Raw genomic sequence first — 23122 nt, 5'->3', positions numbered from 1 at the left:
GAGAATGCCGGAACCCGTTCAATAATTGCCGCATCACCGGGCTGACATGTTCTGCTGGCAAGGATAAGCTTTAGCCAGTTTCCCAGCGCCGAGTCATATCATGAACAAGCCTGCCGATATTCGTGTTGCCCGTTCAGTCTGCCCGCATGACTGTCCCTCGACCTGCGCGCTTGACGTTGAAGTGCTGGACGGGAAAACGATTGGCCGCGTGCGCGGGGCCAAGGATGACCCTTATACCGCCGGGGTGATCTGCGAAAAGGTGGCGCGCTATGCCGAACGGATTCATAATCCCGACCGGCTGATGTATCCGCTCAAGCGTATCGGCAAGAAGGGCGAGGGCCGCTGGCAGCGCATCTCCTGGGATGAAGCGCTGGATGAGATTGTCGAGCGGTTCACCGCGGCCGAGACCGAATTCGGTGCTGAAAGCATCTGGCCGTTTTACTATGCGGGCACCATGGGCCACGTGCAGCGTGATGGCATTGACCGGCTGCGCCACGCCAAGGGGTATTCCCGCCAGTATGGCACCATCTGCTCGATGATTGCCTGGGGCGGTTATGTGGCCGGCACCGGGTTGCTGGCCGGGGTCAACCCCGAACAGATGGCAGACGCCGATTGCGTGGTGATCTGGGGCACCAATGCGGTGCATACCCAGGTCAACGTGATGACCCACGCCATGCGCGCCAAAAAGGAACGCGGTGCAAAGCTGGTGGTTGTCGATGTCTATCGTAACGCAACCATGGACAAGGCGGATATGGGGCTGGTGATCAAACCCGGCACCGATGGCGCGCTGGCATTGGCGGTCCTGCATGTTCTCTTGCGCGATGGTCTGGCGGACCGCGCCTATATGGAAAAATTCACGGACTTTTCGCCCGAATTTGAAGCCCATGTGCAAACACGGACGCCGGAATGGGCGGCGGCGATTACCGGGCTTGATGTGGCCGAGATCGAGGCGTTTGCGAAACTCGTCGGCACGACAAAGCGCAGCTTTTTCCGGTTGGGCTATGGTTTTACCCGCCAGCGCAATGGCGCCACCAATATGCACGCCGCGCTGTGCATTCCGGCAATGACCGGTGCCTGGCAGTATCAGGGGGGAGGTGCCTTCCATTCCAATTCTGGCGTTTGGGGATTGGACAAGTCATTGATTCTCGGCGAGGCCATGGCCGAGGAGAAAACCCGCAATCTGGATATGTGCGAGCTCGGCCCGATATTGACCGGCGACGAAAAGGCATTGAAGGGCGGTGGCCCGGTGAAAGCCATGCTGGTGCAAAACACCAACCCCGCCGTCGTCGTGCCCGATCAGGCCCTGGCGCAACAGGGGCTGCGGCGGGAAGACCTGTTTCTGGTGGTGCACGAACAGTTCATGACCGAGACAGCGGAATTGGCCGACATTGTTCTGCCCGCCACGATGTTTCTGGAACATCACGACTATTATACGCGGGGCGGACATACCCGCATTCTCTATGGGCCTGAAGTAATCCCCGCGCCGGGAGAGACGCGCTCCAACATGTTCGTCATCAATGAACTCGCGAACCGTCTTGGCGTTGGCAATCCGGAATATTTCGGCAAGACCGACAAGGAAATGGTGTTCGAGACCTTTGCCCGCTCCGGTTACGAGGGGCTGGATGAGATCGAGGAAAAAGGGTTTGTCGAGCGCGGGTTGCCGGACGAAAAATCGCGGTTTGCAGACGGGTTTGCCTGGCCGGACGGCAAATTCCGCTTTGCCCCGAACTGGCTGGAAACGCAGGCAAAAAAAGGTGTCGACCTGGTATGCGACCCGGCAATCATGCCAAAATTCGCCGATTGGTGGGATATCAACGAACCGGCGACCGGGACGCACCCGTTCCGTCTGGCGACCAGTCCGGCACGCACCTATCTCAATACTTCCTTCAACGAGACGCCGGGCAGCCAGAAGCGTGAAGGCAAACCAGCGCTGATGGTGCATCCGGGTGATGCTGACGCGCTGGGGCTTGTGCCGGGCGGTGATGTGCTGGCGGGTAACCACCGCGGCGAAGTGGTGCTGGAGGTGAAGCTGTTTGATGGCGTGCAGCGCGGTGTGGTGATTGCCGAAGGCCTGCATCCCAACAAGGCCCACAAGCGTGGCAAGGGCATTAATACCCTGATCGGCTCCGACCCGGTGCCTCCTTTCGGGGGCGGTGCCTTTCACGATGCAACCGTGTGGTTGCGCCCGTTGGCTTAGGCTTAGGCGTAGGCCTGCCAGAAGAATACGGCCGTCAAAACGCTGCCATAAATGATGATGCTTATACGCAGCATGGCTGTGGGAATGAAATGGGCCAGCCGCGCGGCGAGATAGCCGCCCGTCAGCGTGCCGATAAAGGCGATTGTGCCCTCGAACCAGGCAATTGAGCCAGAGATTGCAAACCGGCTCACCGCAATCGCGGCCACAATCACCGAGATCAGCAGCTTGATGCCGTTCATGGCATGAATATCGTCACCAAACCCTGCCAGCGCGAAAAAGGCGAGCAGGATAATGCCCAGCCCGGCATTGAAGAAACCGCCATAAAAGCAGATCAACGCCAACAGGCCGAGCAACAGCACGGCCCCGATCCGGGCATTGCGCACCGTGCCGCTGGACCGGGCCGCGAACCACCGGCTGATTTGCCCGCCAAAGGCGAATAGCAGCACGGCAAGCCCCATCAGCCAGGGAACAACCAGCGAGAATTGCGCATCATCCACCCGAAGCAGCAAATCAGCGCCGAAAAAGCCGCCGATCAGCGCTGCCAGCGCATAGGGGATCAGTTTTGTGCGATAGCGGAGAATGTCGCGCCTGTAGCCGAAGGCGCCACTGATATAACCGGGCAGGGCGGCAAATGTGTTGGTGGCATTGGCAATGACCGGCGGCACCCCGGCAAGAAGCAGGGCCGGAAACACAATGAACGATCCCCCGCCAGCCAGCGAATTGAGAATGCCGCCAATAAAGCCGGCAGCAAATAGCAACACAATGTCCAAGACTCTATCTCCCCGTCACCCGTAATCTGGCCGCAGGTGGGTGTCTTGTCCAACATATTAAGTGAATGGCCCCGATCAGTGGTGGTGATGGTGCATGGCCGAAACCGGGCGCAATTGACAAAGGTCTGTTCCATTCCTATTTGAAGAGCAGGTTCGAGGTGCCTGCCGCGCGCCGGATAATTCCGACGGTGAATGCCTCCACGACCGATTGGTTGTGACAATGCAGTCTGGATCGCTCCATTTCACTGGCGGTTTATGGCAATGCGCGCCCCATGAGAAAATCCGCCTCTTGCGAAATGTCAGAGGATCAAATGTCCAAAATATCTTTGGCTTCCAACCCGGAAGTTCTGAAATCCGAAGCCCGTGCCATGCGCGATGCCAATGCGGTGATCGGCAAAACCATGACCCAGGCGCAAGCGCTGGAAGCGGTGGCCCGCAAGCATGGCTATCGTGACTGGAACACAGCCAGCGCCATGGCACCTGTGGCCGGGCAGGCCCCGGTGACCGTGGGTCAGCAGGTTACCGGCACCTATTTGAAACAGAAGTTCAGTGCGCGTGTGCTGGGCACCAGCATTTTGTCTGGTGGCCGCTATTTCAAGGTAACCTTGCATTTTGACACGCCTGTCGATGTCGTGAGCTTTGACAGCTTCTCGGCCCTGCGCCAGCGGGTTGTCTGCCGGGTGGATGCCAGCGGCGTCTCGCCGGAACGCACCAGTGATGGTGAGCCGCATGTGCGGCTTGACCTGCCCGCGCGGCGGCGCGGGCGCAAAGCCAGATAAATCAACCAGACCATTGGCGGACATGCGCTGCCGCCAATGGTCCCCTCAGGACAGGTCACAGTTTCCTGAATTGCAATCAATCGTAAAATGCCGATAGAGTGAACCTGCCGCATCGGCATATCTCCTCTCACTTTGGCCTTTGGCCGAAAGGCGCTTTATGACTAAGCAAACCCAACCTATTGAGCTGCATTCCTTTCCCACCCCCAACGGGCAAAAGATCACCATCATGCTGGAAGAACTCGGCGTGCCGTATACGCATCACCTGGTGCATATCGGCAAGGACGAGCAGTTTGCGCCGGATTTTCTGAAAATTTCGCCGAATAACAAGATCCCGGCAATCGTTGATCCGGAAGGGCCGGGTGGTGAAGCGATTTCGGTGTTTGAAAGCGGCGCGATCCTGAAATATCTCGGGTTGAAGTTTGGCCAGTTCTATCCTGCCGATCCGCGTGCGCAGGTTAAAGTGGATGAATGGCTGTTCTGGCAGGTCGGCGGCTTTGGCCCCATGCTTGGGCAGGCCAACCATTTCGCCCGGTTCGCCAAGGAAAAAGTCCCTTACGCAATCAAGCGCTATATCGACGAATCGCAGCGCCTGTTCGGTGTCCTGAACAGGCAGCTGGAGGGCCGCGATTATATTGCGGGCGAAGTGTCGATTGCGGATTTTGCCTGCATCGGGTGGGCGAATTATTATGAAACCTATGAAATAAAACTGGAAGAATTTCCGCACTTTGCCGCTTGGCTGAAGCGGATGAACGAACGTCCCGGCACCAAACGCGGCATAGAAGTGATCAAGGTTTAGGCGAAGCGCCAGCAAGGAGAACATCCCATGACAGATCAGACACAGCCAATCGAGTTGCACTATTGGCCGACCCCGAACGGGTTCAAGATTTCCATCATGCTCGAAGAGCTGGGCGTGCCTTATACGATCAAGCTGGTGAATATCGGGGCAGGGGACCAGTTCAAGCCTGAATTCCTCAAGATCGCCCCCAACAACCGCATGCCGGCAATTGTTGATCCCGAAGGCCCGGACGGCAAACCGATCTCGGTGTTTGAGAGCGGCGCAATCCTCAAATATCTCGGGCAGAAATTCGGGCAGTTCTATCCTGCCGATCCGCGCGCGCAGGTGAAGGTTGATGAATGGCTGTTCTGGCAGATGGGCGGCTTCGGCCCGATGCTGGGGCAGAATCATCACTTCGCCATCTATGCGCCGGAGAAGATCGACTATGCCATCAAGCGCTATCGCGATGAGAGCCACAGGCTTTATGGCGTGCTGAACAAACAGCTCGCCGGACAGGATTATATCTGCGGCGACTATTCGATTGCCGACATGGCCTGCATCGGCTGGGCCAACGGCTATGAGCGCCAGGGCATTGATATCGCTGAATTTCCGGACCTCAAAGCCTGGCTGGACCGCATGAATGCCCGCCCGGCCGTGGCCCGGGGCCTGCTTGTGGGCAAGGAAGAGCGCGAAAAGCTCAATCTCGCCACGGACAAGAAAGCCCAGTCCGTGCTGTTCAACCAGCGCTAGGCGAACCGGGCGCGGGTTTTGATCCTGCGCCCGCTATCGCGCTGGGCGCGCTCGAGAAACCGCGTTCACAGGCGGAGTGCGCCGGATTTTCTGATGCTTCGCCAGAGAAATGTCGCAGAAATCCGAAGAATCCAAAACGAGACTTGATTTGCGCGCCCAACTACGGTTTAAGCGGCCCCGGAGAGGTGGCCGAGTGGTCGAAGGCGCGCCCCTGCTAAGGGCGTAGGCGGGTAACTGTCTCGAGGGTTCGAATCCCTTCCTCTCCGCCATTTCTTTTGTTTACCGGTCCCATCCATTGCTGTCTGATTTCACCGGCGCGCATGGTGCGGTAGCGTCGTGTCATCTACTCAGTCGGCGGCAGACCGTGGAGGGTGGCGACCCCTTGCAGGTAGGCGTGGCACATTATGTTCAGTTGAACTTGCAGTTTGCTGGCCTCGGCATCGGAGAGATTGCGTTCAAACGCGTTGCGCACCGTGCCGAAGATGACAGTGATCAAGGTGAGGTTGATGCTCTCCAGATCGTCAAAACGCGCGTCACGGGCGCTGGCGAGCATGGCAGTGGTTGCGCGGTCGACGCGTTGGGCAAAGACCGCGACCATATCCGTATTATCCATTTCCGCCACCGAGCGGTAGAGCGCCCGCGTGACGTCGGCCCGCTCGGTCTTGGCGCGCCAATAGGTGTCAATCAGCGCTTCCACCATCTGCCCGACCGGTCTGTTGTGATGCGCGTTGCAGGTTTTCTCGACCTTGTCCGCCAATACATCGAGATAGCGCTGGTTCAACGCATGGATCAACGCCTGCTTGTTCGGAAAGTACTGGTACATCGTCCCCACAGAAACACCCGCCCGGGCGGCGACCCGTGTCGTTGTCAGGTGATGCAGGCCGCCTGTCAGCAAAAGCTGAATACTTGCCTCGAAAATAGCGTCAACAGTCACAATGGCGCGCGCTTGAACGGGCCGTTTTCGGGGACTTAGCGTGATGGGGCGCGCGCGCGGCAAATGCGAATCCTAAAACTGAATAATCCTTCATATAATATGCCAGCAAGTTCAGAAAAGTAAGGTGTTCTTTATGGAAAGAAAACGCATCGCGCTCGTTACCGGCGGTAACAAGGGAATTGGATTGGCGATCGCCCGCCAGCTAGCGCAAGCAGATGTTGCGGTCATTATTGGCGCCCGTGATCCGGGTAGAGGCCAGGCGGCGGTTGAACAACTCGCGAGCGAGGGGCTCGACACGCAATCGGTCCACCTGGATCTGGATGATCAGGCAAGTATCGTTGCCGCTGCCGAAAAAATAAAGGCGGCGCATGGCACACTGGATATCCTGATCAATAATGCAGGCATTTTCGACTTTGGGGATGCAAAGCCGAGCACAGCCTCAATCGATGCGGTGCGCCGGGTTATGGAAATCAATTTCATCGGTGCGCTGGCCGTGTCACAGGCAATGCTGCCGCTGCTGCGCACTGCGCCGGCCGCCAGAATCGTCAATATCTCCAGCTCCATGGGGTCACTAACCCTGAATGGTGATCCGACATCGACCTATTACGCACAGCAATATATTGGCTACAACGCCTCCAAGGCCGCACTGAATATGTTGACTATCCAGTTGAGTGAGGAACTTCGCGAAACCGGCATCATGGTCAATTCCGTGAGTCCGGGCTTCGTCAAGACTGACCTGACCGGATATGGCGTCATGACGCCGGAAGAGGGCGCACGGCTCCCCGTTCAATATGCTTTGGGCGGTGATCATTCCGGGCGGTTTGTCGAGCCGGACGGGGAGACACCCTGGTAGGCTTGGCGCCGAAAATGACGGGTTACATTTGTTCACCGAATTTGAATGCGTCACCAGAATGGTTTCTGGTGACGCATTCAAAGCCGTCGCATCACACCTGAACGCAAACCAGTTCAACGCCATGCGCAAGGATCTTGTCCCGGTCTTTGGTCGGCAGGCCGTGATCAGTGATGATCATGTCGACTTCGCTGAGCTCGGTAATGCGGTAGAGCGCACGTGCGTTGAAACGGCTACTGTCGGCCAGAAGGATGGTCTTTTGCGCGGCCTGCATCATGGCGCGCTTCAATTCGACCAGTTCAAGAACCGTGTCCGAGGCGCATTCAAAATCCACCGCTTGCGCCGACATGAAATACAAGTCGCATTTCACATCGTTCAAAAAGCTGATGCCGGGTTCGCCCAGAAGACTATAGGCCCCAAACCGGTTGGAGCCGCCCGGCACAACCAGCTTTACCGGCGGCTTGTAGGTCAGGGCATGGGCAACATAAAGATCATTGGTGATGACGGTGAGCGGGTCTGTCCGCGTGGCAATCGCATCTGCCAGCAGGTGTGAAATAGCGCCGGTATCGATCAGAATACTTTGATCCGCATTGATGTGCCGCAGCGCCTCGGCAACGATCGCGTTCTTCTCTTCAACCGCCGTGCGGCGCGCCAGATCGGTGCTGGGTTCATAGGTGGATTGTTGGCGCATGCGCACAGCACCGCCGTGGGTGCGGCTGAGATAGCCTTCCTTGGCCAGCAAATCCAGATCGCGGCGGATGGTTGAAACCGAGATATTGAACCGGTCAGCCAGATCCTGGCTGGACCCTGCAAAATTGACATCAAACCAGTCGATCAGGCGCTGGCGGCGTTCCGCCGGCAACATCTCTTCAGAATTATTATCCTGCGAATCGTCCATGTCGTCCTCCATGCGCGCGTGTCGACACATCTATTTGCGCAAAATATCCAATAATACCAAGCACAAACGCATATCAACCCGATGCTGTGCGTTGCCTGCTCCTATAGCAGGCCGGGCAGCCAAAGTGCCAATTGCGGAAAGATCACCAGCAAGACGGTGCCCAGGCACAATAGCAAGAAAAAGGGCAGGGCAGCCCACACAGTGCGGCCAAGCCCCACAGCGGTCAGGCCTTGCAAAATGTAAAGGTTCAGCCCCACAGGCGGCGTCAAAGCGCTCAGCTCGATCATGATGACGAGGAATACCCCGAACCAGATCGGATCAAAGCCGGCCTGGATAATCAGTGGCACGGCAATGGGTACGGTCATGACGGTCATTGACGTGCCGTCGATGAACATGCCCAAAACGATGTAGAGCAAGGCGAGAATGGCCAGTACGCCGATGGGCGACAGGTTCATGCCGGCAATCGCCTCGGTGATCTGCACGGGAAGGTGCATGAAGGCAAAGGCGGCCGACAGAAAGGACGCAGCGGCGATCAACAGGCAGATCATTGCCGAAATGCGGATCGTGGTCATCAGCGAATCCACAATCATCTTGATGGAAAATTGCCCCGTAAACACGGTGATCAGGATCGCAACGGCGACACCCACGGCCGCGGCCTCAGATGGTGTGGCAAGGCCCGAGTAGATTGAGCCGAGCACCAAAAACATCAGGACCAGTATCGGTACAAGGTCCCAGACGCCGCGCAGCATGTCCTTAAAACTTGCCTTCTCGACATTGTCCGGTTCCACCCCCGGTTTGATCAGGGACACGACGATGATGTAGCCGGAATACAAAACCGCCATCAGCAAGCCGGGCACGAGGCCGGCCGCAAACAGTTTGACGATTGAGACCTCGGCGAGAACGCCATAAATGATCATGGCAATCGAGGGCGGAATGAGCAGACCAAATGTTCCCGCGCCCGCCAGCGAGCCGGAAGCCAGATTGAGGTCATAGCCGCGCTTTAAAAGCTCCGGGATGGTGATCTTGCCAACAGTCGCGGTCGTCGCATTGCTGGAGCCGCTGATCGCTGCAAAGATCGTGCAGCCAATCACATTGGTGTGCAGCAGGCCGCCGGGAATGCGCGAGACGATCGGCGATAGTCCCCGAAACAGCCTTTGGGAAATGTCGGTGCGAAAAATGATGTCGCCCATCCAGATGAAAACCGGAATGGCGGCAAGTTCCCAGGAAACTGCACTGGATGAAATTACCTTGGTGGCGATCGTGCCGATGCGGATCAGATCGAAGTCGAGCACGATATACAAGGTGCCGACCCCCACCATGATCAGGCCGGCAAAAATCCAGACCCCAGCACCCAGAAACAGGGCCACCATCAACAAAATTACGACTGAGGCTGCAACGAGCGACATGGCGTTCTATTCCCGTTTGACTAGAGTTTGAGCAGAGAATTTTCGTCATAGCCGTGGCTGATCAGTCGCGCGCCACGAACCAGAATTTGCAACCCGAGCAGGGCCAGCCCCACAAGAAAGATTGCCGCAGGAATCCAGAGGGGGATTGGCAAATAATGCTCGCTGGTGGTGCCACGCGCCCAAAGCTTGGCCACGCTACGCCACTCGAAATACATCAGCCAGACAATGAGAATTTCGACACTGACGATACAGAACGCTTCCGTCGCCCAGCGAACGCGTCCGTGCAATGCCTGCGTGACCGCGGAAATGCGGATCATGCTGCCTTCTTCGAGTGCCCATGCGGCGGCCAGAAATGTAACGGCCGCAACCCCGTGCCCGACAAGCACGTCAGTCATGAAAGTGGACAGCGAGAAAAATCTGAGGACGATCTCCACCAGGATCAGCCCGACCATGAGCACCAACAAGATTGCGGAAATACCTGCCGCAATCTTGTTGAGCCGGGAGGAAACCGTTTCCAGAACGCTGACCCATTTGGGGGTGGGGCGTTTGATAGACTGATCTTCTTGTTCGTTTTTATCGGTCATTCTCTACCCCACCCGTTTTGGCGTTCAGACTTACTGCGCGCGTGCTTTTTCGAAAGCCTCGAGAACAGCGGCACCGCGCTCGCCGGTCTTTTCAAGCCATTCGTCACGCACTTCACCTGCAGCAGTGCTCAAAAGGTCGAACACTTCCTGGGGCACTTCATCATCAGTTGTGATGGTCATGCCGTTTTCGCGCATTGTCTCATACGGGCTTGTCATGGCCTTTTGCATGACCTCCCAGTTGAACGCGTCACAATCGTCGATTGTATCGGTCAATGCGGCCTGCGCGGCGGGTGTCAAGCGATCGAATGCATCTGCATTGACGTGTGCCACAAAGATACCCATGGCGTAATTGACCTCTGTGAAATCGCTGACGTAGTCCCAGATAGAGAGTTGCTTGCCGCCATCAGCAGAGGTGAGCACGGCATTTACACCGCCCGTGGAAAGCTGCGGTACAAGGTCGGACCACGCGATTTGCAATGGCGCCGCACCGGCGCGCTTCAGGGTTTCGGTTCCGTTCACGTCATAGGTGCGAATACGCAGGCCCTTGACCGCATCAACCGAGGTGATCGGCTGTGTCGCGTGAATGCCGCTTGGGGCATTGGGAACAGCCCAAAGCAGTTTCATGCCGTTTTCTTCAAATACTTTTTCATATTCGGGACGGGCAGCCTGCCACAACAAATAGGCCTGTTCGGGCGAATTGGCGAGGAAAGGCAGAGAGCTGAGGTTGAAGATCGGCTCGATCCCGCTGAGCTGGGTCAGGAGTGTAACGGCTGCCTGAACGCTGCCATCCTGTACCGCATCAAAGTGGTCCGAGGAATTGAAACCAAGCGCGCCGCTGCCCTGATAGGTGATGTCGATGTCATCGCCTGCGCGTTTTTCAACTTCAGCAATGCAGTGGCTTGCGGCTTGCCCGGTGAAACCGGACAGATCGTATTCATCCGAAAAGTCCCATTTTACAGGCTCGGCCATCGCTGCACCCGACGCACAAGCAACGCTCAGTGCGACGACAGAGCTGACGATGCTCTTATTCCATTTAAATGACATGCTCGGTCTCCCATTGATTGAATTCTATCGTTCTATCGCCCCCAAAACCATGGCTTTGGGGCGTTATTGCAGTGCGCTCCCACTCCACGCAAACCTGCAACGTCACGCAGTCATGCACAAACAGTCACATACTGTCAATAAACTCCACAGTAGATGTTCATTATATGCTGTAGCTGTGCATATTGCGCTGGTTTGTGCGAACTTTGCGGCATTTGCGTCTTGAGTGATGCTGTAAACTTCCATATAACGGCACAAACGAGCATGACGCGATAGCGGCGTGCTCAATGACGACCTGCGCACCATAGATAGAGGCGAGCTGATGCACGAACATGTGAAACGGGGAGCGGTTCCGTCGCTCGAAAGAGTAGACAGTGCACCATCGATTCCCGCGCAAGCTGACGTGGTGATAGTCGGGGGCGGTATTGCGGGTATTTCGACAGCTCTCTTTCTCGCAGAGAAAGGCATAAGTGTTTGTGTTTGCGAGAAAGGCGAGGTTGCGGCCGAGCAATCTTCACGAAACTGGGGCTGGACACGGCAGATGGGGCGCGACCCGCTCGAAATGCCGCTTACAATACAAAGTCTCAACCTCTGGCGGTCGCTGAAATCGCGATTTGGCATCGAGGCCGGTTACAGAGAAACCGGCATCGCCTATGTTTGCCAGAAAAACTGGGAAATCGAGCAGGCGCAGAGCTGGGCAAAAACCGGCCAGGAGCATGGGTTGCCCCTCAAGATATTGAACAGCGCTGAAATAGAAGCGCTGCTCCCCGGTATAGCATCCGGCCACAAATTCGGCTTGCACACCTCTTCAGATGGTCGTGCCGAACCGGCCCTCGCGGTGCCAGCTTTTGCGAAAGCGGCTCAAGAGCGCGGTGCTGTGATCGTCACCAATTGCGCCGTGCGCGGTATCGAGCGCACCGGGGGCGCCGTGTCGGGCGTTGTGACAGAGCACGGTCCGATCAAATGTTCGAATGTGGTTGTGGCCGGTGGTGTCTGGTCGCGGCTGTTCCTTGGTAATGCAGGCATTCATTTGCCGCAGCTCAACCTCGTGGCCACAGCCGCGCGCATTGAGGGTGAAGTCGACGGGCCGGATTTGCCCGTCGGTGGCGCGACCTATGGCATTCGCAAACGTCTTGATGGCGGGTACACGCTGGGGCCGCGCAACATCAACATCGCGCCCATCGTCCCGGACAGCTTCAGATTGTTGTCGGATTATCTGCCTGTGTTCATGAGTAGCTGGCGCGAATTGCGGCTGAAGTTCGGCCAGGAATTTTTCGCCGAACTCAAGCAGCGCCGGCGGTGGTCCAATGACGCGCGCACCGAATTCGAGGAGAAGCGGACACTGAATCCGCCGCCGCCGGACTGGATGCTGAAATCAGCTTTCAACGGGCTGAAAGCCGCATTCCCGGCATTCAGAAGAGCACGCATAACCCATAGCTGGGGCGGGGTGATTGACGCGTCTCCGGATGGTGTGCCCATCATCGATGGGGTAGATTATGCGCCTGGCGTATACATTGCCTCAGGTCTTTCGGGGCATGGATTCGGGGCAGGGCCCGCTGTCGGCCAGCTCATGGCAGAAATTATATCAGGCGACAAAACCACGGTGGACCCTCAACCTTTCAGGTTGGATCGTTTCCGTTCGACACGGAAACGCACCGCACAGCGCTTTGTCACTCAAGCAGAAGGAAAATAACGTATGGCCTGGCGTGTTGGCGTGGATTCTGGCGGTACATTTACAGACATTTGCCTCTTTGAAGAGGAAACGGGGCGGATTGAAATCTGGAAAACGCCCTCGACCCCGGACGATCCGTCGCGTGGAATTGCAGAAGTGGTCAAGCAAGGCCTGGAACGCGTTGGAGCGGATCTCTCAACGATTTCATTTTTTGGCCACGGTACGACGGTGGCCACAAACGCGTTGATCGAATTGCGGGGCGTAAAAACCGCATTGATCACGACTGATGGCTTTCGCGACCTGTTGGAAATTGGCCGGCAAAAGCGCCCCAGTCTTTACGACATGTTTGCCGAAAAGCCCGAGATTCTGGTGCCGCGCGATTTGCGGATCAATATCAGCGAGCGCTTGCGGGCCGACGGGAGTGTCGAGCAGGCTCTTGATCTGGAACAGCTGCGCGCTGTGCTCAAGGATCTCGCCAGCCAGGACATCAAGGCGCTGGCAGTTTGTTTCCTTTATAGCTTCATGAACGACGCGCATGAGCAAGCTGTCATGGCTGAAATTCGCGAAGAACTGGGTGATGTATTCGTTTCGCTTTCAAGCGAGGTCGCGCCCGAGTTCCGCGAGTATGAGCGTTTGTCGACGACGGTCGTTAATGCCTTTCTCGGCCCTGTCATGGATCGATATATCCAGCGCCTGGAGCAACGCCTGGTTGCCGACGGACTGCAGACATCGCCCCATCTGACCCAGTCGAATGGTGGTGTGATCGGCTTTGAAACCGCCGCGCGTTTCCCCGTGCGCACCCTGTTGTCCGGTCCGTCCACGGGGGTTGTCGCGGCCCAGGAAATTGCCGGGCTCGCAGGCTTTGACAATGTGATTACCTTTGATGTCGGCGGCACGTCGTCGGACGTTGCCTTGCTGGAAAACCGCACCTGCAAGAAAACCGGCGAAGCCGAAGTGCATGGCTATCCGATTAAAGCCCCGATGCTCGATATTCACACGGTTGGTGCTGGCGGCGGCTCCATCGCCCATGTCGATAATGGCGGGCTGTTGAAGGTTGGCCCGGAAAGTGCGGGCGCAAATCCGGGGCCGGTCTGTTACGATCTGGGCGGCGAACGCCCCACGCTCACAGACGCCAATGTGGTGCTGCAAATTCTGAACCCGGTCGAAATGCTGGGCGGCCGCATGAAGGTCAATAAGCCCAAGGCCGAAACCGCAATCGGCAATCTGGCAAAGCCGCTCAAGCTGGAAGTGCTGGAAACGGCACAAGGCATTATCTCGGTCGCCACTGCCAACATGGCCAAGGCCATTCGCGTCATTTCGGTGCAACGTGGTCACGATCCGCGCGACTATGCCTTGATGGCCTTTGGCGGCGGCGGCCCGCTGCACGCGGCGAGACTGGCGCGTGAGCTGGACATCAAGAATGTCATTGTGCCGCTGATGCCAGGTGCCTTGTGCGCCGTTGGCTTGCTGATGACTGACCTGAAGGCTGATTTTGCCCAAAGCTGCCTGACCAGACTTGCCACAGTCGCGCCGGCTCAATTGTCCGAGCGGTTTGTGCAAATCGAAGAACAGGCGCTGGACTGGTTCACGCGGGAACAGATCGCGCCTGAAAGCCGTCGCTGCTTGCGCTCAGCCGATCTGCGCTATGTCGGGCAGAATTACGAGCTTCAGGTACCGGTCCCGGAAGGTGAAATCACCGGGGATACGCTGGTTAAACTGCGCGAAGGTTTCGAAGCGGCACACGCACAGCGCTACGGATTTTCGCCGGAAGGCGAGGCTGTCGAGCTTGTCACCTTGCGCACCGAGGCTGTCGGGGTCGTCAAGAAGGCCAGCATACAGGCGCAACAGACCAAAGCGTCATCGCCGCCACAACCGGTGGATACGCGAGAAGTCTGGATGCCTGAAGCAAACGGACTGGTGACCTGCCCAATCTATCAAAGATCTGATCTGCAATTCGGGCATGAATTCCAGGGCCCGGCGATTGTTGAGCAAATGGACACCACAACATTGGTCCTGCCCGGCATGCATGCGCGGGTGGATACATATTTGAATCTGATTTTGGAGGATCGCGCATGACGCATCTTGATCCAATTACGGTTGAAGTCATCGGCAGCGCCATGACCTCGATCGTCGAAGAAATGGGCGAAGCCCTGGTGCGCTCAAGCTATTCAACCAACATTAAAGAGCGCCGGGATTGCTCCACCGCGCTGTTCGATCATCGCGGCAACATGCTGTGTCAGGCCGAGCATATTCCCATGCATCTGGGAAGCTTTATCGGGATTATCTCCCACATCCTTGACCGTCATGACACGAGTGATATCCGGCCCGGCGACGTGTTTATCGGCAATGATGCCTATGTTGGCGGCGCAACGCATCTTCCCGATATCGTGCTGGCTGAACCGATCCATTTTGACGGCCAGATCGTTGCATGGTCTATCAATACCGCACACCATTCGGATTTTGCGGACCGCGGGCATGCGCATATCTATCAGGAAGGCATTCGCATCCCGCCGGTTCGGCTTTATCGCGCCGGCGAACTGCAGTCAGACGTTCAGGACATCTTTCTGCTGAATTGTCAGGTGCCGCACGAGCGTCTCTCCGATCTGCGCGCACAGATGTCGGCGAACCGGCTGGGCGTGCAACGCGTGCAGGGGCTATGCGAGAAATATGGCAGCGAACGCGTTCTGGCGGCCGGCGATGCCTTGCAGAATTATGCAGAGCGGAAAATGCGGGCCGGGATCGCCGCGATCCCCGATGGCGTTTATCGTTTCACCGATACCTTTGAGAGCAATCAGTTCACACAAGCCATGGAACTGAGCGTCGCCATCACGATTACGGGCGATTCAATGGCGCTGGATTTTGCCGCGCCACCGCAGGTTCGGGCAGGGCTGAACATGGTTTATACCGCGCTTCTGGCCTCGTGCTATTACGCCGTCAAATCCGCAATTGACCCAACCATTCTGCCCAATGCCGGGTTGGCGCGGCCTCTGACGGTGACCGCACCAGAGGGGTCCATTCTCAACTGTCAGCATCCCGCGGCAGTGGATGGCCGTATTGCGCCCAGCCAGCGTGTTGCAGACCTTATTCTGGGCGCCATGGCCGAGGCGCGGCCCGGCAAGATTGCGGCAGCCGGCAATGGCTGTTGCACCGGGGCGACCTTCTCCGGCACGCGCGAGAACGGCGACATATGGGTCTATCTTGAAACCATCGGCGGCGGCGGTGGTGCGCGGCCAACGGCAGATGGATTGAGCGGCATTCAGGTGCACATGACCAATACATCCAACCTCCCGGTCGAAGGCCTGGAGCGTGAATTCCCGCTCACCTTGCTGCGTTATGAACTGGTGGATGGATCTGCCGGCGAAGGCGAATTCCGGGGTGGTATGGGTGTGCGCCGGGTCTACCGGGTCGAGCGTGCCTGCCAGCTATCCATTGATACCTCGCGCCTTTCATCCGCCCCATGGGGGCTGGAAGGCGGCGGTTTCGCCAAAGGCAGCAAACTCGATTTCGGTGACGGCCGAACCGATTTCAGCGGCATCACCGATCTGGTTGAAGGGCAGATCATTGAAATCGCAACACCGGGCGGTGGCGGTTATGGAAAGCGCCAAGATCGCGATCCGAACCGGGTAGCTCAGGACGTTCAACAGGGGCGCATTTCAGCATAACAGGCTCGTAACGCTTTGAGCTGATCCCCTCCAAATCCCCAATTCAGCACGCGTGCCCTTGTCCTTGAGGTGAGGCGCGCGGGTGCGACCACAATTCAAGGAAAGCTGACGCATGTCTTATCAACCCAGCGCCGAACGTTACGCCAAAATGACCTACAACCATGTGGGCAATAGCGGACTGAAACTGCCCGCCATTTCACTTGGCCTCTGGCACAATTTTGGCCACGCGACCCCTCATGAAGTCAAATCCGGGATTTGCCGGACAGCCTTCGACCTCGGCATCACGCATTTTGATCTGGCGAACAATTATGGTCCGCCCGCAGGCAGCGCAGAAGAAGCTTTTGGCGAAATCCTGAGAACAGATTTTGCCGGTTATCGAGACGAGCTGATCATATCTTCCAAGGCCGGTTGGGACATGTGGGACGGTCCCTACGGGGACGGGGGCAGCCGCAAATACCTGATGGCTTCTTGTGACCAGAGCCTCAAGCGCCTCGGCGTCGACTATGTCGATATTTTTTATTCCCACCGGTTTGACGCCAACACCCCGCTGGAAGAAACCATGGGTGCACTGGACCAGATCGTGCGGTCCGGCAAGGCTCTCTACGTGGGCATATCTTCGTATAATTCCGAGCGCACCCGCGAGGCCGCCAAAATCCTCAAGGAACTCGGCACGCCTTGCCTCATTCATCAGCCCAGCTACAACATGCTCAACCGCTGGATAGAGCGTGACGGCCTCAAGGATACGTTGCAGGCGCTGGGTATCGGTTCGATCGTCTTCACGCCTTTAGCCCAGGGCATGCTGACGGATAAATATCTGCAAGGCGTCCCCAAAGACAGCCGCGCCAGCCAGGACGGTACGTTGAGCAAAAGCTTCCTGTCCGACGAAGCACTCGAGAATATTCGCCAGCTCAACCTCATCGCGCAAAACCGCGGGCAGACACTCGCGCAAATGGCCATTGCCTGGGTTCTAAGAGATGGCGGCATCAACTCAGCACTGATCGGCGCGTCAAAGCCCCAACAGGTCATCGATTGTGTCGGCGCGCTTGAAAAACTCTCGTTCACTGCAACTGAGCTCGCAGAAATCGACCGTTATGCCGTTGAGGCAGACATCAATTTGTGGGCGGGTTCCTCAAGCTAGAAGTTTGGCGCTGACATGATCCAAAAGGCGGCGGGTGATCACGGATCAGCCGCCGCCTTTTGCGTGATGGTTACAACAGGGCGCTGCCGGGGCCACGCGCAACAATTCATCACCCAATCCGGCAGACCTGATCGGAGGTCATTTCCGCAAGTTCCCTCCGCCCTTGTCCATGGAATGGATGCCAGCCTGTGGCTGGGGAAGCCTATCTGATCCGCAAAATTAGCAATGTTACCAGTGCCCTACAAATGAGCGTGGAAACTTTGTCCGAAATGTGATCTAATATATCAGTTACTGCGTATGCGTTGTGAGCGATTTATGATTGATCTGTCGGAAGCCGAACAAAGTTTCGTGGCCCAGCACATGAGCCGAAAGGATGTTGTGCTTAAGCTTTTGCGCGCCGCTATTGTGGATGGACGTCTCGCGCCTGGCCAAAAGCTGGATCAGAACGAAATCGCGGCACGGTTCAACGTCAGCCGGATGCCGGTGCGCGAGGCCCTCAAACAGCTGGAAAGCGAAGGGCTTGTCGTTGTGTACCCTTACCGTGGCGTTGAGGTCGCGCAGCTGGATATTGACGAGGTTAGTGAGCTGTTTGCGATCCGCGGCAGTCTGGAGCGACTGGCCGTCGGACGTGCCGTCGACATGTTGCGGAAACCCACATTCGAAAGATTGCGCGAAATTCTGGAATCCATGGACAAGATGGTTGGCAAAGAAGCGGGCCAAAACGATTGGTCAGCGGCGAATCGCGAATTCCATGACATTATCAACGGGGCGTCCGGCTGGCCGCGCCTGCTCGATTCAATCGCAACATTTCGCGACAAGGTGGATCGCTATGTGCGGCTTTATTTCTCGATGGGGGGACGGGCGCAGTCCCAGATAGAGCACTGGGCGCTGTTGGAGGCGCTGGAAGCGCGCGACCGTTTGCAGGCTGAAAAGCTGATTGAGGATCATTCCAACTCGACGGCAAAACTTCTCATTCAGACGATCGAGGGTAGCGGGGCCAAATCCGACGCGTGAACTGGCCCCGGCAGGGCGTTACATCTTTAAGAGTTCCTTGGCGTTGAGACCCAGGATCTGGGATTTTTCCGCGTCATTCAGCACATCAAGCGTTTCGACGGCCTTGCGCGGCTGCTCAAGCCCCATGTCGAAACAATAGTCACTTCCCAGCAAAACCCGGTCCACGCCAACCTGCTCAATCAGGTAGGCGAGTGCTTTTTCGTCATGGGTGATGGTGTCGTAGTAAAAGCGCGACGCATATGCGCGCGGATCAGTCTCGAGATGCACGCATTCCGGACGAACGGACCAGCCATGCGAGATACGGCCCAGCAAAAAGGGCAGGGCACCACCGCCATGCGGCAAGGCAATCTGCAGTTTTGGGAACGCATCAAGCACGCCTGAAAAAATGAGGTGCGCGGCGGCAATTGCCGTGTCGAACGGGTTGCCCAGAATATTTGCCAGAAAATATTCGCTCAAACGATCCGTCATGCCGACGACCTTCAGCGGATGCAGGAAGATGGGCAGACCGAGTTCTTCGAGAACCGCGTAGACCGGCCAGAACGACCGATCCGACAGATTGGTGTCGTTGATGGCCGTGCCAAGATAGACACCCTTGATCCCGGGGATCTGCGCCACACGCTTCGCCTCGGCAATCGCCCTGTCGGGAAACTGCATGGGAAGTGTTGCAAAGCCAAAAAGCTGTTCAGGCGCCTTTTGATGTGCTGCCGCCAGCGCGTCGTTGAAAACCGCGCTGAGGTGGTCAGCCAGGCGTTCGTCCGCCCAATAGACCATGGGTTGGGTCAGGGAGAGCAGCTGGCTGCTGACGCCGGATTGCTGCATATCCTCCAGTCGCATGTCGAGATCGATGAACCTGTCCGCGATAGGGCCGGTAAACAACGGCCCGACCTTCAATGCCTGCGTCCCCTTGAGGTCGACGAAATGGGCACCAGCAGCCTCGCCATGCGCTGCAACGGCATCCAGATATTCCTTTGGATAGAAATGGGCATGGATATCGATCGCCCGTTGTCCGGCATGGTTGCCACAGGCGCAAGGGGCGGCGGACGAAGTATCTGTTGTCATCTGTTCCTCGATTAGAAAGTGAGCAATCGGGAGCCCGACCGCGAATTGACTTGGTGTGATATCTAATATATTAGATGCATTATCAGTTCAAGCCAAACGGTTACAAGGAGGCGATTATGGGTGAGGGTGTCGGTCAGTCGGTTCGGGGGCGGACGCCATATCTGCCTATTGTCGATCGTCCCAGGATCAAACTGCCCGGTAATGCGCGCGTTGCTGTGTGGACCATTGTAAATGTTGAGGATTGGAGCGCGGAACGCGCCATGCCGCGCGCCGTTCTGCCGCCGCCGATGGGGCAGCCGCTTTTGCCGGATGTGCCGAACTGGTCCTGGCATGAATATGGTATGCGCGTGGGGTTCTGGCGTTTCCTGGATGTTTTGCAGGCGCGCAACCTCAAGGCGAGCTTTGCCGTGAATGGCTCCGCAATCACCACTTATGCCCGCGCCTGCGAAGCCGCCAAGGAAGCCGATTGGGACTTTATCGGCCACGGTTTCTTGCAAGGGCCGATGCACAAGGTTGAAGATCAGGACAAGGCCATCCGCGACACGATCGCGGCCATTAAGAAGTTGACGGGCAAACCGCCACGCGGATGGGAAAGCCCCGGCCTGACCGAAACCGATGAGACACTCGATCTTCTGGCGGATGCTGGTATCGAATATGTCTGCGACTGGGTGATGGATGATCTGCCGGTGGATCTGGATTCCCGCGGACGGCGAGTAACCTCCATTCCGTATACCGTCGAGATCAATGATGTGGTCATGTCGGCCGTTCAGCAGCAGCCCTCCGACGAGATTTTCCGTCGGGGCCGGGACCAATTTGACCGGCTTTACCTTGAAGGGGCGGATATCCCCCGTGTTATGGCCATCTCGATACATCCCTATCTGACAGGTGCGCCGCATCGCATCGGGTACCTGGAAAAACTGTACGATCACATCCTGTCCCATGACGATGTGGTGATGTGGACGGGTTCAGAAATTCTGGATTGGTACCGTGCCGCGACCGACGAAAACGCATGAAAGACGAATGACTATGAAGCGAGAAGATGGATTGATGGCTTCTGACAACACGGATTGGCCGATGCTTATCGGTGGGCGCCAGACGGCGGCCCTGTCAGGCAAAACAATCGATGTCATCAACCCCGCAACCGGCAATGCATTTTGCACGGTGCCCGCCGCGGATGCCGACGATGTCGACGCAGCCGTCGCCGCTGCGCAAAAAGGTTTTGCTGTCTGGGGAAAAATGTCGCCGCTGGAGCGCGCGACTATTCTCAACAAGGCTGCAGATTTGTTGCAGGCGCGTATGCCCGAATTTGTAGCGGCTGAAGTGCGCCAGACCGGCAGGCCCGTGCGCGAAATGCGCGCCCAGCTGGCGCGGACACCGGAATGGTATTCCTATTTCGCGGCAGTGGCGCGCACCTATGAAAGCAAGGTGCATCCTTTCGGGGGCGCCCATATCAATTATGGCCGCCGTCTGCCGCTGGGTGTGGTCGCTCTGGTGACCCCCTGGAATCATCCCTTGCTCATTCTGACCAAAAAGCTGGCGCCAGCGCTTGCCGCCGGCAATGCCGTTGTGGTCAAGCCCTCAGAGGTGGCGCCGGTAACACCCATTATGCTGGGCGAGGTTTTGGCCGAGGCCGGGCTGCCTGATGGTGTTTACAACGTTGTCACCGGACTTGGGGCGACCGCGGGTGCGGCGCTGACCAATCACCCCGGTATCGCAAAAATTGACCTGACCGGCGGAACAGAAACCGGGCGGCATGTCGCTGCAATCGCCGGCAAGCGGCTTATTCCCTTCGCCGGCGAACTGGGCGGCAAAGCCTCTGTGGTCGTGTTTGAAGATGTCGATATCGAGCAGGCAGCCGCCGCAACGCTTTTTGCATCCTTTGTGGCGGCGGGGCAGACCTGCGTGCAGGGCGCGCGGCTGCTCGTGCACGAATCCATTCATGATGCGGTTCTCGCGCGCTTGACAGAACGGACCAATGCGCTCCGGGTCGGTGCACCCACTGATGAGGCGACACAAATGGGCCCCGTCATCTCCACTCAGCAACTGGCGACAGTCGAAAAATATGTCGCCATCGGCAAGGACGAGGGCGCACGGCTCGTCACCGGCGGTGAGCGTCTGGGCGATGCAGAGCGGGAAGGCGGCTATTTCTATGCGCCAACGATTTTCGCTGACGTGACCAATGACATGCGCATCGCGCAGGAAGAAATCTTCGGACCTGTCGTGTGCGTGATGAAGTTCAAGGATGAAGCTGAAGCCGTGTCCCTGGCCAATGGTACGGCATTCGGGCTGGCGGCCAGCGTCTGGTCCCCGAATATCGCCAAGGCAAAACGTGTCGCAGAAGGCATTGAAGCGGGGATTGTCTGGATCAACGATCATCACCGCATCGACCCCTCTTCACCCTGGGGTGGCTTCAAGGACAGCGGCCTCGGCAAGGAAAACGGAATTGTTTGCTACGAGGGATACACCCGGATGCAGTCAATTGTGGTGAACACGGCCGAGGAACCATTCGATTGGTTTGCCGATGATGGCAAGCAGAAGCGGTACAGCTGATGACAAAGCGCTCGGTACTCTTAATCGCCCTTGGGGGCACCATTTCGATGCAGGGAAATGCCGGTTCGGGCATTACCCCCAAACTCTCGGGCGAAGACCTGATCAGAGCGGTTCCTGGTCTTGACCAGGTATGCGCAATCGAGGCGACGTCGCCATTTCGCATTCCCGGCGCATCGCTGACAATCGCCCAAATTGCTGAAGTCGCCCGTTTGATCGAGGATGGCGCAGCAAAAGGATTTGATGGCTTCGTCATCGTGCAGGGAACTGACACGATTGAGGAAACGGCCTTCCTGTTGGACTGCCTCGTGCGCACAGATCGGCCGGTTGTGGTCACCGGTGCAATGCGCGGGCCGGATGCAGCAGGTGCTGATGGCCCGGCAAATATCCTGGCCGCCGCCACCTATGCCGCCTCGGAAGCTGGTCTGGGATTGGGTGCAGTCGTTGTTTTTGCAGATGAGATTCATTGTGCCCGGCTGGTGCGCAAGACGGATACCGGTCTCACAAACGCATTCACCTCAGCGCCTTACGGGTCCATCGGTCGTGTCAGTGAAGGCAATGTTCATTTGCCGCTGAAGCCTGCGCGCGGCCGCTTTGCCTTGCCAGCGCCCGAAGCCGAATTGCCGGAGGTTGCGCTTGTGGCCATCGGATTTGGCGACGAAGGCCGGATGGTCGATGCGGTGGCTGAAATGGATGTCAGTGCTGCGGTGATTGTTGGGCTCGGGGCCGGGCACGTACCTGAGCCACTTTCTGACAAAATCAGCAAGTTGCTGACAAAAATGCCGGTGGTTTTGGCGACACGCGTGGCAAATGGCCCCGTGTTTGAAAACACCTACGGTTTCACCGGTTCTGAGATTGATCTGATTGGAAAAGGGGTGATCCCCAGCCGGGATCTGGGGCCGGGAAAATCCCGACTTTTGCTGCAATTGGCGCTTGCCGCAGGCTTGTCGCCGCAACAATTGGGCGACCTGTTCGCTGGCGTTGATGGTTCGGGGTATAGTCATCAAAATTAATGAAGTTGAATATCATTCAACTTAGTTGAATTT

At 57.3% G+C, this 23122-nt stretch carries 20 protein-coding genes and 1 tRNA gene; 14 read left to right on the top strand and 7 right to left on the bottom strand.

Going from position 1 to position 23122, the window contains the following annotated elements; translation table 11 throughout:
- Positions 1-100: 100 nt before the first annotated feature.
- Complete coding sequence (locus tag L1P08_RS03970; protein ID WP_303618708.1) at positions 101-2197, top strand: molybdopterin-containing oxidoreductase family protein; 2097 nt, start codon at positions 101-103, stop codon at positions 2195-2197.
- A 2-nt stretch (positions 2198-2199) separates the two neighbouring features.
- Here the strand turns inward: L1P08_RS03970 and L1P08_RS03965 are convergent, their stop codons facing one another.
- Positions 2200-2958, bottom strand: coding sequence for a sulfite exporter TauE/SafE family protein (locus L1P08_RS03965; protein ID WP_303619491.1), 759 nt, complete (start codon positions 2956-2958; stop codon positions 2200-2202).
- A gap of 320 nt (positions 2959-3278) precedes the next feature.
- Here L1P08_RS03965 and L1P08_RS03960 point away from each other — a divergent pair, with 320 nt between their 5' ends.
- The 4 genes from L1P08_RS03960 to L1P08_RS03945 all read left to right on the top strand — a co-directional run bounded on the left by L1P08_RS03960 (position 3279) and on the right by L1P08_RS03945 (position 5540).
- Positions 3279-3746, top strand: coding sequence for a glyoxalase superfamily protein (locus L1P08_RS03960; protein ID WP_303618707.1), 468 nt, complete (start codon positions 3279-3281; stop codon positions 3744-3746).
- Positions 3747-3903: 157 nt separating this feature from the next.
- Positions 3904-4542 carry a glutathione S-transferase family protein gene (locus L1P08_RS03955; protein WP_303618706.1) on the top strand — a complete coding sequence of 213 codons (639 nt, stop codon included), beginning with the start codon at positions 3904-3906 and terminating at the stop codon, positions 4540-4542.
- A gap of 27 nt (positions 4543-4569) precedes the next feature.
- The gene (locus L1P08_RS03950; protein WP_303618705.1) at positions 4570-5271 is read left to right on the top strand and encodes a glutathione binding-like protein; all 702 of its coding nucleotides are present in this window, start codon (positions 4570-4572) and stop codon (positions 5269-5271) included.
- Between the two features lie 179 nt (positions 5272-5450).
- Positions 5451-5540: transfer RNA gene (locus L1P08_RS03945), tRNA-Ser, on the top strand.
- A 74-nt stretch (positions 5541-5614) separates the two neighbouring features.
- On the opposite strand, the gene L1P08_RS03940 is transcribed toward L1P08_RS03945, so the two are convergent.
- The gene (locus tag L1P08_RS03940) at positions 5615-6205 is read right to left on the bottom strand and encodes a TetR/AcrR family transcriptional regulator (RefSeq protein WP_303618704.1); all 591 of its coding nucleotides are present in this window, start codon (positions 6203-6205) and stop codon (positions 5615-5617) included.
- A 133-nt stretch (positions 6206-6338) separates the two neighbouring features.
- Between L1P08_RS03940 and L1P08_RS03935 the strand changes: the two genes are divergently transcribed.
- Positions 6339-7058, top strand: coding sequence for an SDR family oxidoreductase (locus L1P08_RS03935; RefSeq protein ID WP_303618703.1), 720 nt, complete (start codon positions 6339-6341; stop codon positions 7056-7058).
- 91 nt (positions 7059-7149) lie between these two features.
- Here L1P08_RS03935 and L1P08_RS03930 read toward each other — a convergent pair whose 3' ends face one another.
- From L1P08_RS03930 to L1P08_RS03915, 4 genes are all read right to left on the bottom strand, one after another.
- Entirely contained in the window at positions 7150-7953 is an 804-nt protein-coding gene (locus L1P08_RS03930) for a DeoR/GlpR family DNA-binding transcription regulator (protein ID WP_303618702.1), read from the bottom strand.
- Between the two features lie 101 nt (positions 7954-8054).
- Positions 8055-9359, bottom strand: a complete 1305-nt coding sequence (locus L1P08_RS03925) for a TRAP transporter large permease (RefSeq protein ID WP_303618701.1) — start codon at positions 9357-9359, stop codon at positions 8055-8057.
- Between the two features lie 20 nt (positions 9360-9379).
- Entirely contained in the window at positions 9380-9943 is a 564-nt protein-coding gene (locus L1P08_RS03920; protein WP_303618700.1) for a TRAP transporter small permease, read from the bottom strand.
- Between the two features lie 30 nt (positions 9944-9973).
- Complete coding sequence (locus L1P08_RS03915; RefSeq protein WP_303618699.1) at positions 9974-10987, bottom strand: TRAP transporter substrate-binding protein; 1014 nt, start codon at positions 10985-10987, stop codon at positions 9974-9976.
- A gap of 277 nt (positions 10988-11264) precedes the next feature.
- Here L1P08_RS03915 and L1P08_RS03910 point away from each other — a divergent pair, with 277 nt between their 5' ends.
- The 5 genes from L1P08_RS03910 (at position 11265) to L1P08_RS03890 (ending at position 18470) form a co-directional block, all read left to right on the top strand.
- A complete protein-coding gene (locus tag L1P08_RS03910) occupies positions 11265-12677 on the top strand; it encodes an NAD(P)/FAD-dependent oxidoreductase (RefSeq protein ID WP_303618698.1) in 1413 nt (470 codons plus the stop codon).
- Positions 12678-12680: 3 nt separating this feature from the next.
- Positions 12681-14732: a hydantoinase/oxoprolinase family protein gene (locus L1P08_RS03905; RefSeq protein WP_303618697.1), complete on the top strand. Its 2052-nt coding sequence runs from the start codon at positions 12681-12683 to the stop codon at positions 14730-14732.
- A complete protein-coding gene (locus tag L1P08_RS03900) occupies positions 14729-16318 on the top strand; it encodes a hydantoinase B/oxoprolinase family protein (protein WP_303618696.1) in 1590 nt (529 codons plus the stop codon). The genes L1P08_RS03905 and L1P08_RS03900 overlap by 4 nt, the downstream gene beginning before the upstream one ends.
- A 112-nt stretch (positions 16319-16430) precedes the next feature.
- Complete coding sequence (gene mgrA / locus L1P08_RS03895; protein ID WP_303618695.1) at positions 16431-17456, top strand: L-glyceraldehyde 3-phosphate reductase; 1026 nt, start codon at positions 16431-16433, stop codon at positions 17454-17456.
- Between the two features lie 315 nt (positions 17457-17771).
- Entirely contained in the window at positions 17772-18470 is a 699-nt protein-coding gene (locus L1P08_RS03890) for a GntR family transcriptional regulator (RefSeq protein ID WP_303618694.1), read from the top strand.
- A gap of 18 nt (positions 18471-18488) precedes the next feature.
- On the opposite strand, the gene L1P08_RS03885 is transcribed toward L1P08_RS03890, so the two are convergent.
- Positions 18489-19529, bottom strand: coding sequence for an amidohydrolase family protein (locus L1P08_RS03885; protein WP_303618693.1), 1041 nt, complete (start codon positions 19527-19529; stop codon positions 18489-18491).
- 116 nt (positions 19530-19645) lie between these two features.
- Here L1P08_RS03885 and L1P08_RS03880 point away from each other — a divergent pair, with 116 nt between their 5' ends.
- The 3 genes from L1P08_RS03880 to L1P08_RS03870 are packed head-to-tail and all read left to right on the top strand — an operon-like array spanning position 19646 to position 23089.
- Positions 19646-20542, top strand: coding sequence for a polysaccharide deacetylase family protein (locus L1P08_RS03880; protein ID WP_303618692.1), 897 nt, complete (start codon positions 19646-19648; stop codon positions 20540-20542).
- 7 nt (positions 20543-20549) lie between these two features.
- Positions 20550-22079, top strand: a complete 1530-nt coding sequence (locus L1P08_RS03875) for an aldehyde dehydrogenase (RefSeq protein ID WP_303618691.1) — start codon at positions 20550-20552, stop codon at positions 22077-22079.
- Positions 22079-23089 (top strand): asparaginase, encoded by a 1011-nt coding sequence (locus L1P08_RS03870; protein ID WP_303618690.1) that lies wholly within the window; start codon positions 22079-22081, stop codon positions 23087-23089. The genes L1P08_RS03875 and L1P08_RS03870 overlap by 1 nt, the downstream gene beginning before the upstream one ends.
- The last annotated feature ends 33 nt before the right edge of the window (positions 23090-23122 follow it).

It is taken from the genome of Mariluticola halotolerans (genome assembly GCF_021611515.1).
Classification (GTDB): Bacteria; Pseudomonadota; Alphaproteobacteria; order Rhizobiales; family Devosiaceae; genus Mariluticola; species Mariluticola halotolerans.
This window is presented reverse-complemented; position numbering and strand designations above follow the sequence as displayed.

Coding starts and splice junctions, on each gene's coding strand:
- L1P08_RS03900 (WP_303618696.1), top strand. CDS start 14,729: ATGACGCATCTTGATCCAATTACGGTTGAAGTCATCGGCAGCGCCATG.
- L1P08_RS03870 (WP_303618690.1), top strand. CDS start 22,079: ATGACAAAGCGCTCGGTACTCTTAATCGCCCTTGGGGGCACCATTTCG.
- L1P08_RS03875 (WP_303618691.1), top strand. CDS start 20,550: ATGACTATGAAGCGAGAAGATGGATTGATGGCTTCTGACAACACGGAT.
- mgrA (WP_303618695.1), top strand. CDS start 16,431: ATGTCTTATCAACCCAGCGCCGAACGTTACGCCAAAATGACCTACAAC.
- L1P08_RS03955 (WP_303618706.1), top strand. CDS start 3,904: ATGACTAAGCAAACCCAACCTATTGAGCTGCATTCCTTTCCCACCCCC.
- L1P08_RS03880 (WP_303618692.1), top strand. CDS start 19,646: ATGGGTGAGGGTGTCGGTCAGTCGGTTCGGGGGCGGACGCCATATCTG.
- L1P08_RS03935 (WP_303618703.1), top strand. CDS start 6,339: ATGGAAAGAAAACGCATCGCGCTCGTTACCGGCGGTAACAAGGGAATT.
- L1P08_RS03915 (WP_303618699.1), bottom strand. CDS start 10,987: ATGTCATTTAAATGGAATAAGAGCATCGTCAGCTCTGTCGTCGCACTG.
- L1P08_RS03925 (WP_303618701.1), bottom strand. CDS start 9,359: ATGTCGCTCGTTGCAGCCTCAGTCGTAATTTTGTTGATGGTGGCCCTG.
- L1P08_RS03930 (WP_303618702.1), bottom strand. CDS start 7,953: ATGGACGATTCGCAGGATAATAATTCTGAAGAGATGTTGCCGGCGGAA.
- L1P08_RS03890 (WP_303618694.1), top strand. CDS start 17,772: ATGATTGATCTGTCGGAAGCCGAACAAAGTTTCGTGGCCCAGCACATG.
- L1P08_RS03905 (WP_303618697.1), top strand. CDS start 12,681: ATGGCCTGGCGTGTTGGCGTGGATTCTGGCGGTACATTTACAGACATT.
- L1P08_RS03885 (WP_303618693.1), bottom strand. CDS start 19,529: ATGACAACAGATACTTCGTCCGCCGCCCCTTGCGCCTGTGGCAACCAT.
- L1P08_RS03970 (WP_303618708.1), top strand. CDS start 101: ATGAACAAGCCTGCCGATATTCGTGTTGCCCGTTCAGTCTGCCCGCAT.
- L1P08_RS03950 (WP_303618705.1), top strand. CDS start 4,570: ATGACAGATCAGACACAGCCAATCGAGTTGCACTATTGGCCGACCCCG.
- L1P08_RS03960 (WP_303618707.1), top strand. CDS start 3,279: ATGTCCAAAATATCTTTGGCTTCCAACCCGGAAGTTCTGAAATCCGAA.
- L1P08_RS03920 (WP_303618700.1), bottom strand. CDS start 9,943: ATGACCGATAAAAACGAACAAGAAGATCAGTCTATCAAACGCCCCACC.